The organism is Ciceribacter lividus (genome assembly GCF_003337715.1).
GTDB lineage: Bacteria > Pseudomonadota > Alphaproteobacteria > Rhizobiales > Rhizobiaceae > Allorhizobium > Allorhizobium lividum.
This window is the reverse complement of sequence record NZ_QPIX01000009.1, coordinates 72,442-89,503: the sequence shown is the minus strand read 5'-3', so window position 1 is coordinate 89,503 and position 17,062 is coordinate 72,442. Positions and strand designations below refer to the sequence as shown.

At 64.0% G+C, this 17,062-nt stretch carries 15 protein-coding genes; 2 read left to right on the top strand and 13 right to left on the bottom strand.

Annotated features, from left to right (window positions below):
- Positions 1-71: 71 nt before the first annotated feature.
- Entirely contained in the window at positions 72-1,283 is a 1,212-nt protein-coding gene (locus DFR48_RS16170) for a lytic murein transglycosylase (RefSeq protein ID WP_114364245.1), read from the bottom strand.
- 199 nt (positions 1,284-1,482) lie between these two features.
- Here DFR48_RS16170 and galU point away from each other — a divergent pair, with 199 nt between their 5' ends.
- A complete protein-coding gene (galU, locus tag DFR48_RS16165) occupies positions 1,483-2,370 on the top strand; it encodes a UTP--glucose-1-phosphate uridylyltransferase GalU (protein WP_114364244.1) in 888 nt (295 codons plus the stop codon).
- Between the two features lie 6 nt (positions 2,371-2,376).
- Here the strand turns inward: galU and DFR48_RS16160 are convergent, their stop codons facing one another.
- The gene (locus tag DFR48_RS16160) at positions 2,377-3,867 is read right to left on the bottom strand and encodes an outer membrane beta-barrel protein (protein WP_114364243.1); all 1,491 of its coding nucleotides are present in this window, start codon (positions 3,865-3,867) and stop codon (positions 2,377-2,379) included.
- A gap of 209 nt (positions 3,868-4,076) precedes the next feature.
- On the opposite strand from DFR48_RS16160, the gene DFR48_RS16155 reads away from it, so the two are divergent.
- Positions 4,077-5,072: a KpsF/GutQ family sugar-phosphate isomerase gene (locus DFR48_RS16155; protein WP_114364365.1), complete on the top strand. Its 996-nt coding sequence runs from the start codon at positions 4,077-4,079 to the stop codon at positions 5,070-5,072.
- A gap of 7 nt (positions 5,073-5,079) precedes the next feature.
- Here the strand turns inward: DFR48_RS16155 and DFR48_RS16150 are convergent, their stop codons facing one another.
- The 11 genes from DFR48_RS16150 to DFR48_RS16100 all read right to left on the bottom strand — a co-directional run bounded on the left by DFR48_RS16150 (position 5,080) and on the right by DFR48_RS16100 (position 16,947).
- Positions 5,080-5,538 carry an NfeD family protein gene (locus tag DFR48_RS16150; protein WP_114364242.1) on the bottom strand — a complete coding sequence of 153 codons (459 nt, stop codon included), beginning with the start codon at positions 5,536-5,538 and terminating at the stop codon, positions 5,080-5,082.
- Positions 5,539-5,541: 3 nt separating this feature from the next.
- A complete protein-coding gene (locus DFR48_RS16145) occupies positions 5,542-6,555 on the bottom strand; it encodes an SPFH domain-containing protein (protein ID WP_114364241.1) in 1,014 nt (337 codons plus the stop codon).
- Positions 6,556-6,647: 92 nt separating this feature from the next.
- Positions 6,648-7,682, bottom strand: coding sequence for a ferrochelatase (gene hemH, locus DFR48_RS16140; RefSeq protein WP_114364240.1), 1,035 nt, complete (start codon positions 7,680-7,682; stop codon positions 6,648-6,650).
- Positions 7,683-7,812: 130 nt separating this feature from the next.
- Positions 7,813-9,657 carry a 5'-nucleotidase C-terminal domain-containing protein gene (locus DFR48_RS16135; protein WP_114364239.1) on the bottom strand — a complete coding sequence of 615 codons (1,845 nt, stop codon included), beginning with the start codon at positions 9,655-9,657 and terminating at the stop codon, positions 7,813-7,815.
- Between the two features lie 278 nt (positions 9,658-9,935).
- Positions 9,936-10,301 (bottom strand): outer membrane lipoprotein Omp10, encoded by a 366-nt coding sequence (gene omp10 / locus DFR48_RS22420; protein WP_114364238.1) that lies wholly within the window; start codon positions 10,299-10,301, stop codon positions 9,936-9,938.
- Positions 10,302-10,492: 191 nt separating this feature from the next.
- Positions 10,493-11,938: a homospermidine synthase gene (locus tag DFR48_RS16125; RefSeq protein WP_114364237.1), complete on the bottom strand. Its 1,446-nt coding sequence runs from the start codon at positions 11,936-11,938 to the stop codon at positions 10,493-10,495.
- 118 nt (positions 11,939-12,056) lie between these two features.
- Complete coding sequence (locus DFR48_RS16120) at positions 12,057-13,001, bottom strand: heme-dependent oxidative N-demethylase family protein (RefSeq protein ID WP_114364236.1); 945 nt, start codon at positions 12,999-13,001, stop codon at positions 12,057-12,059.
- Between the two features lie 12 nt (positions 13,002-13,013).
- Positions 13,014-13,298 (bottom strand): YciI family protein, encoded by a 285-nt coding sequence (locus DFR48_RS16115; protein ID WP_114364235.1) that lies wholly within the window; start codon positions 13,296-13,298, stop codon positions 13,014-13,016.
- Entirely contained in the window at positions 13,299-13,928 is a 630-nt protein-coding gene (locus DFR48_RS16110) for an aminotransferase class IV family protein (RefSeq protein ID WP_114364234.1), read from the bottom strand.
- Entirely contained in the window at positions 13,913-15,094 is a 1,182-nt protein-coding gene (locus DFR48_RS16105) for an aminodeoxychorismate synthase component I (RefSeq protein ID WP_114364233.1), read from the bottom strand. The genes DFR48_RS16110 and DFR48_RS16105 overlap by 16 nt, the downstream gene beginning before the upstream one ends.
- Positions 15,091-16,947, bottom strand: a complete 1,857-nt coding sequence (locus DFR48_RS16100; protein WP_114364232.1) for a M3 family oligoendopeptidase — start codon at positions 16,945-16,947, stop codon at positions 15,091-15,093. Before DFR48_RS16100 ends, DFR48_RS16105 begins: the two co-directional genes overlap by 4 nt.
- Between the last annotated feature and the right edge of the window lie 115 nt (positions 16,948-17,062).

Genomic DNA, 17,062 nt, shown 5'->3' with positions numbered 1-17,062 from the left:
TCCACCGTCTGGTCGGTTTCCGTCTCGTCTTGCGGGGTCACACTATTCCGGACGCCGGCGCTCGGGCAAGGTCAGTTACGCAGGGCCTCGAGAAGGCGGCGGGAAGGTTCGCCGTCAACCTCCATCCCGAGCCGTGATTGCAGCGCCGTGATGGCCGCCTTCGATCCGGAGCCGAAATTGCCGTCGATCTCGCCTTCATAATAGCCGAGTGCCTGCATGCGCGTCTGCAACTCGAACTTCTCCTTGATGTCGAGTGTTCCGTTCGGCCGTGGCCAGGTCTGCCGCATCCCGCCGTAACCGGCGATTTCGTCGGCGAGCAGGCCGACCGCCAACGCGTAGCTGTCAGCCGCATTGTAGCGCTTGATGACGAAGAAGTTCTTGGTCATCAGGAAGCCCGGTCCGCCGGGACCTGCCGGCATCTTCAGCACGGCGCGGTCGCCGCCATTCCTGAAGCCCTTGCCGTTCGGCCGGACGAAGCCGAGCTTCACCCATTCGGCGAGAGTCTTGGTCTTGCCCTCGTAGGCGGCGCCGCCCTTCGGCACGGCGATCTCGTAGCCCCAGGTCTTGCCCGCCTGCCAGCCGTTCTTGTCGAGCAGGTTGGCGGAGGTCGCGAGCGCGTCGCCGACCGAATGCCAGATGTCCTTGCGGCCGTTGCCGTCCGCGTCGACCGCGTAGAGCAGGTAGCTCGACGGGATGAACTGGGTATGACCCATGGCCCCGGCCCAGGAGCCCATCAGGTTCTTCGAGGCGACATCACCGTTCTGCAGCATCCGGAGCGCGGCGATCAGCTGCTTCTTGGCGTATTTCGAGCGCTTGGGGTCGGCATAGGCGAGCGTCGCCAAAGCGGTCGGCACGTGGTGCAGTCGCTCCGGCGTCTCGAGTGCGGCGCCGTAGTTCGATTCCATCGACCAGATGGCGAGCAGGATGTTCCGGTCGACGCCGAAATGCCGTTCCAGAGCGGCGAGCGTCGAGCCGTATTTGGCGGCCATCTCGCGGCCGATCTTCACCGTGTACGGATTGACGCGCGAATCGATATAGTCCCAGATCTGCGACCTGAATTCCGGTTGATAGCGAGCCTTCTCCAGGACGTCCGGATCGGGCGAGGAGACGCCTGCGAAGGCGGCATTGTAGGTGCGCTCGCTGATGCCGTTCTTGGCCGCGGTGGCATAGAAGCCGTTGACCCATTTCTTGAAGCCGGCATCGGCCATTGCGGCGCCTGGCAGCATGAGGGTGGCCAGCGAAATGCCAAGGGCTCCGAGAAGCTTGCGGTTCTGTCTGGTCATTGGAATTTCCCCGCTATCGTACGGTTCATTTTCCAGCCTTTGTGAGGGCTGTTCACCTCAGGTTAAGGCAATTGCGTCAACAAATTCTTTACCATGACGCTTCGGACCAGCACAGGCCTTTGCGAAATGGAGGCAAATATATAAGAGTTCACAGGCGTGAGATGAGGACGCCTGCCGGAATGTCCTCAAGGAGGGACGAGTGGTTCAACATAACAAGCTCCGTAAAGCTGTTTTTCCCGTCGCGGGCCTCGGCACGCGCTTCCTTCCCGCCACCAAGGCGGTTCCGAAGGAGATGCTTACGGTCGTCGACAAGCCCGTCATCCAGTACGTGGTCGACGAGGCGGCGGAAGCCGGGATCGAGCATTTCGTTTTCGTCACGGGGCGCGGCAAGGGCGTCATCGAGGACTATTTCGACATCCAGTTCGAGCTGGAGCAGACCCTCAAGGCCAGAAACAAGAACGCCGAGCTGACCTTGCTCTCGGGCCTGCTGCCGAAGGCCGGCTCGGCGAGCTTCACCCGTCAGCAGGAACCGCTCGGACTGGGCCATGCCGTCTGGTGCGCCCGCGATATCGTCGGCGGCGAGCCCTTTGCACTGTTGTTGCCGGACATGATCATGCGGGCCGAGAAGGGCTGCCTCAAGGGCATGGTCGAGCTTTACGGGAAGACTGGCGGCAACGTCATCGCCGTCGAGGAGTGCGCTCCCGACCAGGCCCACAAATACGGCATCGTCGGCGTTGGCGAGCAGCTCGAAGGCGGTTTCCGGATCACAGAAATGGTTGAGAAGCCGGCCAGGGGCACCGCGCCGTCGAACTTCTTCATCAACGGCCGCTACATCCTGCAGCCGGAGATTTTCGCGATCCTCGAGACCCAGGAGCGCGGCGCCGGAAACGAGATCCAGCTGACCGACGGCATGCTGAAGCTCGCCAAGACGCAAGCCTTCGCCGGCTACCACTTTAAGGGACAGACCTTCGACTGTGGCGCCAAGGACGGTTTCATTCTCGCCAATGTCAGTTTCGCCATTGAGCGTGCCGATATCCGCCCGATGATCGAGGAGCCGCTCAAGGCCCTGCTCGCCGCCCTCAAGTAGGGCGGCTCAGCGCTTGGCCGTCAGGCCGACCATCGCATTCCAGGTTTCGGAGTCGGTTGCGGATCGCCGGTCGGTGTATTCGTAACCGACATCCGCGGTCAGATCGAGGTAGCGGTTGAGGCTGTAGGTCAGGCCGGCACCTGCCGTGTACTTGACGCTGTCCGAGACTCCGGCATCCGACGGGTAGTCGGTCCAGGTCGCGCCGCCGGTGAGGCGGGCGACCAGATTGCTGCGCAACTGGTGGGTGACGGCGGCGTTCAGCGCATAGATGACGGCGCCGCTGACGCCCGCCGTCGTCGACGGGTCGATGGTGGTGGAAAGCCGGAGATCGACATCGGTGCCGCGATGCGGTGACCATGCGATGTTGCCGTCGACCGTCACGGCCGCGATGTCTTCGAGGCGGCTGTCGTCGAAATCCTGGATACGGTAGCCGAGCGACAACTCGCCTCTCAGCTTTTCGCCGAAATCCGAGCTGATGCCGGCTTTTGCTGCATAGACATCCGCCGAACGGGCATAGCCGCTCGAATCCGTCTTCTCGTCGTAGAGGACACGCCCGATCGACGCTTCCACGAAGGGAATGAGCGCCGGGGAGATTTCGTAGCCGAGCCGGGCACGAAGGGTGCCCGCCGTCCGGTTGCGATCGGAAAGCGATACCTGCGTGCCGTCGGAAAGTTCGACATCCGAATACAGCCAGCGTTCGACGTCCGCTCCGAGCGTTCCCCGCAGCCGTCCGAAGTCGTGCTCGACGGAGGCGCCGCCCGTGAAGTGGTGGATGCCGGACTGTACCGACGCACCGGAAATCGCGTTCGGGTCGTTGGTGTCCTCGCGGCTGAAACCGTAGCCGGCGCGCAGATGCGCAGTCGTGCTGTCGGAGAGATCGAGCCGCAGATCGGCATCGATATTGGCGCGCGGATCGGTCGCGCCGTCGCCGGAAAGATTGCGTTGCCAGTAGCCTTCACCGGTGATGGTCAGCTGATGGCGGGACCAGTCGGATGTGAGCGATCCCTTGAGACCCGTCTCCCAGAAGGTCCGCTGCTGCTTGTCGCCTCCGGTCCGGTTCGATTCGACGCCGAGTCTCTGCATCAAGGCAGGGCGCAACGTCATCGTGCCGAGGCGGATGCCGGGCGCTTCGGTGTCGCCTGCCAGCGCACGCGTCGGGGCGTCCTGGGCAGGGGCCTCACGAGTGTTCGTCCGGCCGAAATCGGAGGCTTCGGGATCTTCCGCAGGGACCGAGCCGGTCACCGGGTTGGCGGGAGCGTCCGGTTCCGTTGGCTGGATCGCCCTCCTGGCCGGCGTTGCGGCCGTCTCCGTCCCGCTGGCGGCCGCCGCACCATCCTGACCCTGATCGGCAGCGGGCGCCGGCAGCGGCTGCCAGACGGCCTGCGCGGACGCCGGCGAGACGGCGCCGACGAGACTGCCGGCGGTGACGCAGGCGGCCAGCAGGCGTGGCGCCTGCGGGCGCTTTCCTCCGGCTCCGCTTCTTGCAATTGAATTCATGGGGTTCAGGCTCGGCGATCGCTTGAAAATGCTTACCCAAACGTAAAGCCATGTGGTTAACGTTTGGTTGCGACTGCTCCTGCCGTCCCGTTGCTTGCGACCGCCTGCTGTGACTGCAACGCCACTGGGTTGTGCAAGAAATGTGGACCGAAAGCCGCAGCAAGCATCGAAATGTGGACAAGAAAAAGCAAAAGCAGTATGGATCGCCCATGATCAAGCGCGCTGTTAAACTTGTCGAAGCCGGGGCTATCGAATCCGCCCTGCGCACCGTTGCAACCGAAAAGAGTGGTCTGGACGCCCTGCAGGATGCCCTGACCGGGTATCTCGCAAGTCCCTTCTGCAACGCGATCAAGGTGATCGGCAGCATTTCCGGTCGCGTCGTCGTCAGCGGCGTCGGCAAGAGCGGCCACATTGGCTCGAAGATCGCCGCGACCTTCGCGTCGACCGGCACGCCATCCTTCTTCGTCCATCCGGTGGAGGCCAATCACGGCGATCTCGGCATGATCGCCCGCGACGACGTGATCCTGGCGATGTCCTGGAGCGGCGAGAGCACCGAACTGCACGGTATCCTCTCCTATTCGCGGCGCTTCTCCATTCCGCTGATCGCGATGACGGCCGGCGAAACATCGACGCTGGCGCGCGAGGCCGACATCGTGCTGCTGCTGCCCAAGGAGCAGGAAGCCTGCCCGCACGGCCTCGCTCCGACGACCTCGACGATGATGCAGCTCGCCATGGGCGACGCGCTCGCGGTCTCGCTGCTCGAGGCACGCGGCTTCACGGCGCTCGATTTCCGCACCTTCCATCCGGGCGGCAAGCTCGGTGCGATGCTGACGCATGTGACTGACATCATGCACACCGGCGAGAGCATTCCGCTGGTGCCGCTCGGCACCTCGATGCCAGATGCGATCACCATGCTGTCGATGAAGCGCTTCGGCTGCGTCGGCGTCGTGGATGGTGAGGGCACGCTGTGCGGCATTGTCACCGACGGCGACATCGCCCGTCATCTTGCGCGCAACCTCGCGGAACTGACGGTTGACGACGTCATGACGCGCAATCCGAAGATCGTCGCGCCGGCAACGCTCGCGACGAGTGCGATGGGCCTGCTCAACCAGCACAACATCTCGGCGCTCTTCGTCGCCGACGAGGATCGCACACCGCTCGGCATCGTGCATTTCCACGACCTGCTGCGGATCGGCGTCGCCTGATCGCCGATCAGGCCGCCTCTACCACCAGATCCCGTCCTGTCCCTGAGACCACCTTCACCTTGGTGCCCGTCGGCAGGTCCGGTCCCATGACCGGCCAATAGGTGTCGTCGAGACGGATGCGCCCCCGACCATTGACGATCGGTTCCGGGAGGGTCGCCGTTCGCCCGACGAGGCTCGCGCCCCGTTGGTTGAGCAGCGGCTCGTCGGTCACCTGCTCGCCGCCCGACAGGAAGCGACGGCCGGCAAAGGTCGCGGCCACCGCAAGGGTGGCAAAGACGAGAAACTGCAGCTGCCAGACCCAGAAGCCCATCGTCCACAGCAGGATGGACAAAAGTCCCGTCAGCAGCGCGCCGATTCCGATCCAGACAAGGAAGACGCCGGGCAGCGCCAGTTCTGCGGCGAGCAGGACGAGGCCGAGAAGCCACCAGCTCCAGGGGCCGAGTTCGCTAATCAGGCGCATCAGCATGGCTTAGCTCTCCTCGCTCGGCGCGCTCGTGGCGAAGGGGTTCACAGCGGGCGTCGAGCGGGCAGGGGCCATGCGCGGGCGGGGTGGCTGGGCGGGCGCATCGCCGAAGACCTCACGGGCGATGGCGCCGATCCCGCCGAGCGTGCCGATGAGGCTCGAGGCCTCCATCGGCATCAGCACCACCTTCGAATTGGACGCCGTGCCGATCGAGGTCATCGCCTCGGTGTATTTCTGCGCCACGAAGTAGTTGATCGCGTTGATGTCGCCGGCGGCGATCGCCTGCGACACCATCTGCGTCGCCTTGGCTTCGGCCTCCGCCAGACGTTCACGGGCTTCCGCCTCGCGGTAGGCGGCCTCACGCTGGCCTTCTGCTTCGAGGATGGCCGACTGCTTGGCGCCCTCCGCCCGCAGGATCTGCGCGTTGCGGTAGCCTTCGGCTTCGAGCACCTGCGCACGCTTCTCGCGTTCGGCCTTCATCTGTCGCGCCATCGCGTCGACGAGATCGGCCGGCGGGCGGATGTCCTTGATCTCGACGCGCGTGACCTTGATGCCCCATGGGCCGACCGCCTCGTCGACGACCCTGAGCAGCCGCTCGTTGATCTGCTCGCGATTGGAGAGCAACTCGTCGAGGTCCATCGAGCCCATGACCGAACGGATGTTGGTCATCGTGAGGTTGAGGATCGCGTTTTCGAGGTTGGCGACCTGGTAGGCCGCCTGGGCGGCGTTCAGCACCTGGTAGAAGGCGACGGCGTCGGCCGAGACGCTGGCATTGTCCTTGGTGATGACTTCCTGGGTCGGAACGTCCAGCACCTGTTCCATGACATTCAGCTTGGCGCCGATCCGCTCGATGAACGGCACGATCAGGTTGAGGCCCGGCTCCAGCGTCCGGGTGTAGCGGCCGAAGCGCTCGATGGTGTAGCGGAAACCCTGCGGCACCGTCTTGATCCCGGCGAACAAGACCAGGATGACGAGTGCCACGAGTGCGATGACGACGATATCCGAACCGGCGAGACCCATTTCTGCCCTCCTCTACACGGTGTCGTGGCAGTTGATCACTTCGCCACGTTAAGCGCAAGAAACAACAGCGGGTTTTCGCCGGCGTGGGGCGGTCAGACCCAGCCCTGCAGCTCGCGGCGCACAACCTTTTCGAGCACGCGCATGCCTTCGGGACTGTCGTTGAGGCAGGGGATGTGGACGAACTTTTCGCCGCCGTGCTCGTGGAAGCTCTCCGCGGCCTCGCCGGCGATTTCTTCCAGCGTCTCCAGACAGTCGGAGACGAAGCCCGGATTGATGACGGCGATTCGCTTCACGCCTTCCCTCGCAAGCTTCTCGACGGTCTTGTCCGTATAGGGCTGCAGCCACTCCTCGGGCCCGAACCGCGACTGGAAGGTCACCATGAACCTGTCCTTCGGCAGGCCGAGGCGCTCGCGCAACAGCCGTCCCGTCTTCTGGCAGAAACAGTGATAGGGGTCGCCCTGTTTGAAATAGGACTGCGGGATGCCGTGGAAGGAGGCGAGCAGCATTTCCGGCTGCCAGTCGAGGCCGGCCAGCGTCTTTTCCACCGAGACCGCCAGCGCATCGATGTATTCCGGGTCGTCGTGGTATTGCGGCACGGTGCGCAGCGCCGGCTGCCAGCGCATCGCCATCAGCTTCTCGAAGGCCTTGTCGTTGACGGTCGCCGTCGTCGAGGCGGCATATTGCGGATAGAGCGGGAAGAGAAGGATCTTGTCGCAGCCCGCCGCCTGCAGCGCGTCGATCTTCGTGGCGATCGACGGCTGGCCGTAGCGCATCGCCCAGTCGACGACGACGTCCGGAAGATCACTGAGCGCCTCGGTCAGCAGGTCCGACTGGCTGCGGGTATAGGTGCGCAGGTAGCTCTCGTCCTTCTCCTTGTTCCAGATCTCCGCATAGGCCTTGCCGACCTTCTGCGGGCGGGTGTTGAGCACGATGCCGAAGAGGATCGGGTACCATTTCCACGGAGACCATTCGATCACGCGCTTGTCGGTCAGGAATTCCTTCAGGTAGCGCCGCATCGAGGTGTAGTCGGTGCCGTCCGGCGTGCCGAGGTTGACCAGAAGGACGCCGACCTTTCCGAAGCGAACGGGCGGGTGGTCGGCGGGCAGGTGGGTGAGATCGGCTGTCATTGTCTGTGCTTGTCCTGATCCTGTATCGCCGTCTGGCAGATTGGTGAGCGCGGCGCGCGTAAGTCTTTTCTAAAAAGAAAAGCCGGTCCGGGGAAGCCCGGACCGGCCTGATGCCTGCGGCAAAGCGACGTTATTTCGCAGGAACCTCGAGTTCCTGGCCGACCATCAGGAAGTTGGGGTTCTTCAGCTTGTTGGCCTCGGCGATCTTCGACCACATCATGCCGTCGCCGAAGAGTTCCTTGGCGATCTTCCAGAGGTTGTCGCCGGCTGCCACGGAGTAGGTCTTGACGGTCGCGACCGCCGCATCGGCTGCCGCCGGTGCCGGGGTTTCTGTCGCGGGTGCTGTTGCTGCCGGGGCCTGCGCAGCGGCTGCGACTTCGGCAATGCGGCCGTCGGTATAGGGCTTGTACGGGCTGTTCTTGGCGACGTAGTCGGCCACCACCGTTTCGAGGCCCGGACCGTAGTCGTAGGCGTTCGTGCCGGCGCTCGCGAAGATCTTGTAGCCGTCGCCGCCTGCGCGCATGTAGTTGTTGGTCGCCACGCCATAGACCTTCGCCGGGTCGAGCGGCACGAAAGCGTCGCCCTCCTTGACCTCGACGGAGATCACGCGGCTGCCCGGCGGCTTCGACTTGTCGAAGCTGTATTTCAGGCCGGAGACCTGCGGGAAGCGGCCGGCGCCTTCCTCGATCTGGCTGAGGCCGTTCTCGAGTGCCGCGACGATGTCGGCACCCTTCAGCTGGAAGGTGGCAAGCGTGTTCTGGAACGGCAGCACGGTCAGCACTTCGCCCATGGTGACGACGCCGCCGTCGATCGAGGCGCGCAGGCCGCCGCCGTTCTGGATGGCGATCGTGATACCCTGATCCTTGACGCGGTCGACCATGGAGTCGGCGACGAGGTTGCCCATCGAGCATTCCTTGACGCGGCAGACCTCACGCGAGCCGTCGATGACGTCGGCGGACTGGCCGATTTCCTTCTTCTTCAGTTCCTCGATCGGGCCGGCCAGTTCCGCCACCTTGGCGGTGTAGCCTTCATCCGGCTTGACGGAGGCATCGAGCAGCTTCGGCGCGCCTTCGGCCGACTTGACCACGCCGGCATCGTCGAAGACGACCTTCAGGTCGCCGAGATACTTCGAATAGGCGTAGGCGGTCACGATCGGAACGTCGACGCCCGACGGCGACTTGACCAGCGTCGGGTAGGGGCCGGCCGCCTTCTCGTCGGTGCTCGACAGCAGCGTGTGGCTGTGCCCGCCGACGATCACGTCGATGCCGTCGACGGCTTTGGCGATCTCCTGGTCCTTGACGTAGCCGACATGCGAGAGCAGCACGATCTTGTTGACGCCGGCGGCCTGGATCTCCTTCACCGCATCCTTCAGATAGCCGATCTCGTCGGCGAACAGCACGTCCTTGCCGGGCGACGAGGTTTCGTCGGTGTCGCTCGCAAGCACGGAGACGATCGCGACCTTCTCGCCGCCGAACTCCTTGACGATGTAGGGCTTGTACTTGTCGGCGATCGGCGTGTTGAGGCCGGCGAGCGTGTTGCCGGAGATCATCGGGAACTTGAGCGCCGCGATGAAACGGGCGAGCTCTTCCGGGCCGTCGTCGAATTCGTGGTTGCCGATCGCCATGGCGTCGAAGCCGATGCCGTTCATGAACTCGGCGATCGGTGCGCTCTTGTAGGTCGTATAGAAGAGGGAGCCCTGGAACTGGTCACCGGCGTCGAGAACCAGCACGTTGCCGCCCGAGAGTTCGCCACGACGGGTGTCGATCGCCGTCTTCACACGGGCGATGCCGCCGAAGCACTCGTTCTTGCCGGCCTCTTCCGCCGAGCAGGTCGAATCGTACTTGTTGATCGCCTCGATGCGCGAGTGGAAGTCGTTGATGTGCAGGATGTTCAGTTCGAAATCCGCAAAGGCCGCGCTCGTCGAGAGAGCGAGCACAGAGACACTCAACAGTCCCAATCGAAATTGTTTCAACATCGGTTTTCTCCTGGTATCTACGGCCTTTTTCTTCAGCCGTCGTTCGTATTTCTGCTCGGTATTCAAAGACTACACTTGGTGGAGATGTTTCCACCAAGTGCCTGCGACCGCAAGAGCAAATACGCTTCGTCCCCGCCGCTCAGCGCAGACGTGGTAAACCAGCAAGGCGACAGTTGCGCGAAGGATGTCCGTCTTCGGCTCCGCGGTGCGGTGGCCGGCGCACGACAACGCTGCCGGGCCGGCGGCCCGGGCGCATCATCTGCGGGAATGGAACGCGATCAGGACCGGCGGGCGAGCGAGAACTGCTTTCCGTCTTGGGTAGTACAATTAAGCTGACTACCGACGCCCACTCTGCAATTAACCAGTGAGCTAGTCTTGCTGTAGTTCGAGAACATGTTCAGTTGGTAGACGCCGTCAGCTTGTGCGACGTACGTGCCCGATGCCATCAACGTATTTGTTCCGTCAGCAGTCCTTGTCTCGAATCTTCCATTCGAGAATGTCGACAGAAGTCCGTTAGCATCGACCCACGTGCCTTCAACGGTCGGCGCCTGACGAACCGGTGGCATCGGTCGCGGACCACTGGAGTAACATGCCGACAGCGCCGAGGCGCATACCAGCAGAACGCCGAGATTCCTGATTTTCATTCCTCATTCCCCACATAGTCCGGGCCAGCCTGTGACCCGGAACCATGCCGCCAACAAATGGTGAAAGCAAGGCCAAGTATCCGCCTTTGCGCGGTTTTCCAACGACGAGCGCACGTGGTTGACCATTGCCAAAAGAAAACCCGCCGCACGAGGCGGCGGGCGAAGGAGCGGGGTGTCCCGGGGTGCCTCGATCAGCGAACGAGGATGTTCCGGAACTGCCACGGGTCCTTGGCGTCGAGGTCTTCCGGGAAGAGGCTCGAACGGTTGGTAAGCGGCGTCCAGTCTGTATAGTGTCCCTCGACCGGCCCGAGATACGGCGACTGGACTTCCAGGCAGCGCTTGTAGTCCATCTCGTCGGCCTCGACGATGCCGGCTTCCGGATTTTCGAGCGCCCAGACCATGCCGGCGAGAACGGCGGAAGTTACCTGCAGGCCGGTGGCGTTCTGGTAGGGGGCGATGCGGCGGGTCTCTTCGACCGAGAGGCGCGAACCGTACCAGTAGGCGTTCTTCTCGTGGCCGTAGAGCAGCACGCCGAGTTCGTCGATGCCGTCGACCAGTTCGTCCTCGTCGAGCACGTGCAGCACCGGCTGCGGATTGCCGCCGTTGCCGAACATCTCGTGGAGCGAAAGCACCGCGTCATTGGCGGGGTGATAGGCGTAATGGCAGGTCGGGCGGAAGGTCACTTCGCCGTCCTTGTCGCGCACCGTGAAATAGTCGGCGATCGAGATCGACTCGTTGTGCGTGACCAGGAAGCCGTATTGCGCCCCCGGCGTGGGGCACCAGCTCCGCACGCGGGTGTTGGCGCCCGGCTGTTCGAGGTAGATCGCCGCCTTGCAGCCCTTCTTGTGCTTCTTGGCGTTCTTCGGCATCCACTTTTCATGGGTGCCCCAGCCGAGCTCGGCCGGCTGCAGGCCTTCCGAGATGAAGCCCTCGACCGACCAGGTGTTCCAGAAGACGTCGAGCGGTTTCGGATGCTTGGTGCGCTGGGTGTCGCGTTCGGCGATGTGGACGCCCTTGACGCCGACTTTCTTCATCAGGCGGGCCCAGCCTTCGCGGTCGTCCTGGTCCGGCTCGTCGAACTTGAGGCCGATCTCGTTGGCGAGGTTGATCAGCGCCTGCTTGACGAACCAGGAGACCATGCCCGGATTGGCGCCGCAGGTGGAGACGGCCGTCGTGCCGCCCGGATTCTTCTTCTTTTCCTGGCGGACGGTCTCGCGCAGCGCATAGTTGGTGCGGTCGGCATTGCCGAGGCTCTCGTCGAAATAGAAGCCGAGCCAGGGCTCGACGACGGTGTCGATATAGAGGACGCCGAGCTTGCGGCAGAGCTTCATGAGGTCGAGCGAGCCGGTGTCGACGGAAAGGTTGACACAGAAGCCCTGGCCGGAACCGTCGGTCAGCAGCGGCGTCAGCAGGGTCTTGTAGTTGTCCTTGGTGACGTGCGCCTGGATGTGGCGGATGCCGTGCTCGGCAAGCAGGGGGGCTTCGTCGTTGCGCGGGTCGATGACGACCATCCGGCTCTTGTCGAACTTGAAATGCCGCTCGATCAGCGGCAACGTGCCGCGGCCGATGGAGCCGAAGCCGATCATCACGATCGGGCCGGTGATCTCTGCATGAACCGGATAATCTTGTTTGCTCATTCCACTCTCCTTCAGATGCGCAGCCCACCGCGCGGGCCTGTGCACAACGTCGCTGCAACGGCCTTTCCGGTTCTCGGAACGCTCTAGATCATAAATTCCTGACACAATAAAGGGGGCCTCAGGCGGCGCCTTCGTCGCCCGGATTTCCGGCGAAGAGACCGCTCCGCAGGCAGGAGACGAGTTCGTTGCGCTTTTCGGCGAGCCCCTTGTAATTCACCTGTGCCTCCGTCAGCGCTTCCAGCTGTCCGGCCAGCTTTGCGGCGAGCTCGGCACCGGCCGGGTGGACGGCGAAGGCGTGGATGGGATCGAGATAGATGCGGATCGTGAAGACGATGTCGCCGGAGACCGGCAGCTTGCGCAAGGTCTGACGCTCGACCCTGACGATCGCCCTGTCCGCCGCGACCGAGGCCGACGACGGTTCGACGGGAAGCTTCGCCGTCTGCGGATGGAAAAGGGCGTGGCGCCAGTTGATCGACCAGTTGAACCGCTCGGCCGGCTGGTCCGGATGGAGACTGTCGAAGATACGGTTGACGAGCGTGGCATTGCGCGTGCCGGCCTGGAAGCCGGGGACGGCGGCGTGGACCTCTTCCATCGGGCGGGCGAACTTCTCCTTGAGCGACCACGAGGAGGGGAACGAAAGATGGGCGGCGGCGATCTGCCAGCCGTTCTCGCGCCGGCGCATCAGGACGAGGTCATCCTGGACCATGAACCCCGCCCGCAGGAGCGGCGGCATCGCCGCGTCGGAAAGGTCGGTTGAATGGCCGGCCATGTGCATGACATTACCGGAGCGACGATAGAGATGTGCCTGCTCACGTTGAAGGTAGTCGGAGAGGAGGTCGAGGCATTCCTGTTGACCCGGCCGGCTGTCCGGCGCCTCCATGAAGATGTCGTCGCCATAGAGGCCGAAGAGACGTCGCTTCTCGGCAAGCTCGCCGGCGAGTTCCTCGTCCGGCTCGAGCCAGCGGCGGAGTTCGAGCGGGCGCAAGCCGATGGTGAAGGGTGCCGATGAGCCGTCGTAAGGGGTGCGGGGCGGCCTGGCAGGTGTCGTCGTGGTCACGTCCATGGCCGCCTCTCCTCAGGACTTCAGGCTTTCGAAGCCGGGTGCCACCGTCGTCAGCAGGGTTTCGGTGACCTCGCAATCGGCGATGCCGTTCACCACGAAGGGGTCAGTCACGGCAAAGGCCTCGATCTCGGCGCGGTCGCCAGCAGCAAGAATGACGCCGCCCGTTCGCGGCACCTTGCGTCCGGAGGCGAGAAACCAACCGCGTTCGTAGCCTTGCCGGAGCCAGGCGAGATGCTGGTCCATGAAGCGGTCCGCTTCTTCGAGGCTCTTCTTGTAGGTGAGGGAGAGTATCAGCATTCAGGTGTCGCTTTCGATGAGTTCGGCCCGGATCAGGCCACGCAGGGAATTACCGACGAAGAACGGCTGGTCCTTGAGATCCTGCGGGCGCACGATCGAGCTGCGGGCCTTGCGCTCACGGATCAGTTCCGCCCTCAGGATGCCGGGCAGCAGCCCGCTCGACAGTGGCGGCGTGATGAACTGCCCGCCGAGATCCTCAACGAAGACATTGGTGATCGTGCCTTCGCAGACCTCGCCCCGCTCGTTGAGCAGGAGAACCTCGTCGGCCTCTTCGGGCGTGAACTCGGCTCTCGCGGCTTCGTAGGGCTCCCGTCGCGTGGTCTTGTGGCGGAAGAGGGCATCCTCGGAATCCATCCGGGTCCTGGCGATGCGCACCTTCCACACGGTGTCGGGTGCCTGCGGCTCGAAGGGCGTCCCGGTCACCTCGACCTGTCCGCGGAAATTCATGGTGAGCCGGACGCGCAGCGGCGCGTCGGCGGTCTTCAGCGCCTTGAGTTTGGCCTCGACGTTCTGCGGCTGGCGAAACCCGAGCGCGTCGGCGGAGCGCGCGAGCCGCCGCAGGTGCTGCTCCAGCCGGAGAAAACCCTCTCCCGGCTGCCAACGCATCGTTTCGATCAGCGAGAAATCCATTGGTCTCCTACCGCAAACCGCGCCTTCAGCAGGCATTCCTCGTATTCCGCCCCGGCGTTCGAATCGAAGACGATGCCGCCGCCGACATTGAAGACGGCCTCTCCGTTCTTGAAAAGCGAAAGCGTGCGGATGGCAACCGAAAAACGCATCGGGCCCTCCGGGTCGATATAGCCGATCGCGCCGCAATAGACGTCGCGCGGCCCGACTTCCAGGTCGTGCAGGATTTCCATCGCGCGCATCTTCGGGGCGCCGGTGATCGAACCGCAGGGGAAGAGCGCGGCGAAAATGTCGGCGATGGTGATACCGGGCGAGAGCTTCGCGCGCACATGGCTTACCATCTGGTGCAGCGTCGGATAGGTCTCGATTTCGAAGAGCTTCGGCACCGAGAGCGTTCCGACCTCGCTGATGCGGGAGATGTCGTTGCGCAGCAGATCGACGATCATCCGGTTCTCGGCCTGTGTCTTCTCGTCGGCGAGCATACCTGCGATGATCTCACGGTCCTCGGCGGGCGTCTGCCCGCGGGCGGCCGTGCCCTTCATCGGATGGGTCTCGATGAAGCCGTCCTTGTCGACGGCGAAGAAGAGTTCCGGTGAGCGGGAGAGGATGACCGGTCCCGCCAGATCGACGAGGGCGCCGTAGCGCACCGGCTGGCGCTCGATCAGCGACCAGAAGGCGGCGAGCGGGTCGCCGTCCCAGCGGGCATGGATCGGCATGGTCAGGTTCGCCTGGTAGCAGTCGCCCTCGCGCAGATGCCGGTGCAGCCGGTCGAAGCGGCGTTGATAGGCCGGAAAATCCCAGGCCGCGCGCGGTTCGGTGATGAAGGGCGCGTTCTCCTTGCGCTGCCGCGGTGTTGCGAGCGGATGGTCGTCTCCGGCCGGTGCGTCGAAGACGCCGAAGCAGACGAGCGGCGTTTCGCGATTCTCGGCGGCGAGCGGCGCGAGCTTCTTCTCGAAGAGATAGCCGGCCTCGTAGGAGAAGAAGCCGGCGAGCCACTTGCCGGCCCGGTGGGCCTCATCGAGGCGCGCGAGCGCCGGGAAGAAGCCGTCGGCCTCGTAGGCGACGATGATCTCCGACGGCGAGGCAAAAACCTTGCATTCGCCGCGCGTGTCGTCGCGGAAGAGAACGTAGCGGCCGGCATCCGCCGGCGATGCGGCGGGCGTCGTCATGGAGTCTCGTCGAGCGCTTCCAGTTCATCGATGAGGCTTTCGATCATCGACAGGCCCTTGGCCCAGAAGGACGGGTCCGTGGCGTCAAGGCCGAAAGGCTTCAGGAGTTCGGAATGGTGCTTGGTGCCGCCGGCCTTCAGGAGCTCGAAATACTTGTCCTGGAAGCCCGCCTCCGCCTGCCGGTAGACCGCGTAGAGCGAATTCACCAGGCAATCGCCGAAGGCGTAGGCATAGACGTAGAAGGGCGAATGGATGAAGTGGGGGATATAAGCCCACCAGGTCTCGTAGCCTTCCGAGATGCCGATCGCAGGTCCGAGGCTTTCCGCCTGCACCGACAGCCAGAGTTCGCCGATCGTCTCGGCCGTCAGTTCGCCTTCCTTGCGGGCCGTGTGCACCTTGCGTTCGAACTCGTAGAAGGCGATCTGGCGGACGACCGTGTTGATCATGTCCTCGACCTTCTGGGCCAGCATCGCCTTGCGCTCACGCCGGTCCTTCGTCTGGTCGAGAAGCGCGCGGAAGGTCAGCATTTCTCCGAAGACGGAGGCGGTCTCGGCGAGCGTCAGCGGCGTCTGGCACATCAGCGCGCCCTGCGCGCCGGCCAGCACCTGGTGGACGCCGTGGCCGAGCTCGTGGGCGAGCGTCATGACGTCCCGCGGCTTGCCGAGGTAGTTGACCAAAACATAGGGGTGGGCGGAGGGCACCGTCGGATGGGCGAAGGCGCCGGGCGCCTTGCCGGGACGTGCCGGCGCATCAATCCACCCACCGTCGAAGAAACGCCCGGCGATTGCCGCCATCTCCGGCGCGAAGCGGCCATAGGCGGACAGCACGGTCTCCTTCGCCTCGTCCCACGGGATGATGTGGTCGGGGCTTTCGGGAAGCGGCGCGTTGCGGTCCCAGAAGTTGAGTTTTTCCATGCCGAGCCACTTCGCCTTCATGGCGTAGTAGCGGTGCGAGAGCCGGGGGTAGGCGGCCTTGACCGCGCTTGCGAGCGCATCGACCACTTCACGCTCGACGCGGTTCGAAAGATGGCGGCTGTCGGCGATGTCCTCGAACCCGCGCCAGCGGTCGGAAATCTCCTTGTCCTTGGCGAGCGTGTTCGTCACCAGAACGAAGATGCGGATGTTCTCCTTGAAGGTTGCCGAGAGCGCGAGTGCCGCTGCCCTGCGGCGTTCCGGGTCGGCCTCCTGCAGCAGGTTCAGCGTTGCTTCGAGCGGGAGCGCCTCTCCGTCGATGGCGAAGCGGAGGCTTGCGAGCGTCTCGTCGAAGAGCCGGTTGAAGGCGCCGGCCCCGGTCATCGACTTCTCGAGGAAGAGCTGTTCGATCCGGTCCTCGAGCTGGAAGGGCTTGTCCTTGCGCAGGTCGACGATCCACGGACGGTAGTGTCCGGCGGCCGGATCGCGGTCCATGCAGGCGTTCATGACGGCATCGTCGACCCGGTTGAGTTCGAGCGTGAAGAACAGGAGATGCGCGGAAAGGTCGGTCAGCTTCGCCTGCACGTCGCCGAAGAACTTGCCGTTCGCGGTGTTCGTCATGTCCGAGTAGTAAGTGAGACCGGCATAGGAGGCGAGCCTGCCGAGCAGGTCGTCGAGCGCCTCGTATTCGCCAAGCGCCGCACCGATCCCCGCATCGCCGGTGGTAGCGGCCGCGTCCGAAAGCTTGCCCTTCCATTTCGCCTCGAAGGCCAGCGTGTCCTTCTCCGCCCTTTCGAGATCGCGGGTGAATTCCGCGGCGGTCGGCGAGGCATAGAGATCCTCGAGCTTCCAGACCGGCAGCGACCCGAGAGCCGGGGCGCTTTCGGCGGCCGCGGCGGCTTCGGTGGCGAGCGCGATGGCAGGGGTCCGGGATGAGCGCATGGGGCAGTCCTTCCGTTTCAAAGGCAATTGGCGGTCAGGTTTAGAGCAGTCGACGACCGATGAAAACCGTGCATCGCGACGGAAAGTTGCCTGCGGCGGCATTCACCCGATCTCC

What these genes read in the sequence shown, in the direction of transcription:
- DFR48_RS16170 (WP_114364245.1), bottom strand. Translation starts at nt 1,283, where the DNA reads ATGACCAGACAGAACCGCAAGCTTCTCGGAGCCCTTGGCATTTCGCTG.
- DFR48_RS16160 (WP_114364243.1), bottom strand. Translation starts at nt 3,867, where the DNA reads ATGAATTCAATTGCAAGAAGCGGAGCCGGAGGAAAGCGCCCGCAGGCG.
- DFR48_RS16155 (WP_114364365.1), top strand. Translation starts at nt 4,077, where the DNA reads ATGATCAAGCGCGCTGTTAAACTTGTCGAAGCCGGGGCTATCGAATCC.
- DFR48_RS16150 (WP_114364242.1), bottom strand. Translation starts at nt 5,538, where the DNA reads ATGCTGATGCGCCTGATTAGCGAACTCGGCCCCTGGAGCTGGTGGCTT.
- DFR48_RS16145 (WP_114364241.1), bottom strand. Translation starts at nt 6,555, where the DNA reads ATGGGTCTCGCCGGTTCGGATATCGTCGTCATCGCACTCGTGGCACTC.
- hemH (WP_114364240.1), bottom strand. Translation starts at nt 7,682, where the DNA reads ATGACAGCCGATCTCACCCACCTGCCCGCCGACCACCCGCCCGTTCGC.
- DFR48_RS16135 (WP_114364239.1), bottom strand. Translation starts at nt 9,657, where the DNA reads ATGTTGAAACAATTTCGATTGGGACTGTTGAGTGTCTCTGTGCTCGCT.
- omp10 (WP_114364238.1), bottom strand. Translation starts at nt 10,301, where the DNA reads ATGAAAATCAGGAATCTCGGCGTTCTGCTGGTATGCGCCTCGGCGCTG.
- DFR48_RS16125 (WP_114364237.1), bottom strand. Translation starts at nt 11,938, where the DNA reads ATGAGCAAACAAGATTATCCGGTTCATGCAGAGATCACCGGCCCGATC.
- DFR48_RS16120 (WP_114364236.1), bottom strand. Translation starts at nt 13,001, where the DNA reads ATGGACGTGACCACGACGACACCTGCCAGGCCGCCCCGCACCCCTTAC.
- DFR48_RS16115 (WP_114364235.1), bottom strand. Translation starts at nt 13,298, where the DNA reads ATGCTGATACTCTCCCTCACCTACAAGAAGAGCCTCGAAGAAGCGGAC.
- DFR48_RS16110 (WP_114364234.1), bottom strand. Translation starts at nt 13,928, where the DNA reads ATGGATTTCTCGCTGATCGAAACGATGCGTTGGCAGCCGGGAGAGGGT.
- DFR48_RS16105 (WP_114364233.1), bottom strand. Translation starts at nt 15,094, where the DNA reads ATGACGACGCCCGCCGCATCGCCGGCGGATGCCGGCCGCTACGTTCTC.
- DFR48_RS16100 (WP_114364232.1), bottom strand. Translation starts at nt 16,947, where the DNA reads ATGCGCTCATCCCGGACCCCTGCCATCGCGCTCGCCACCGAAGCCGCC.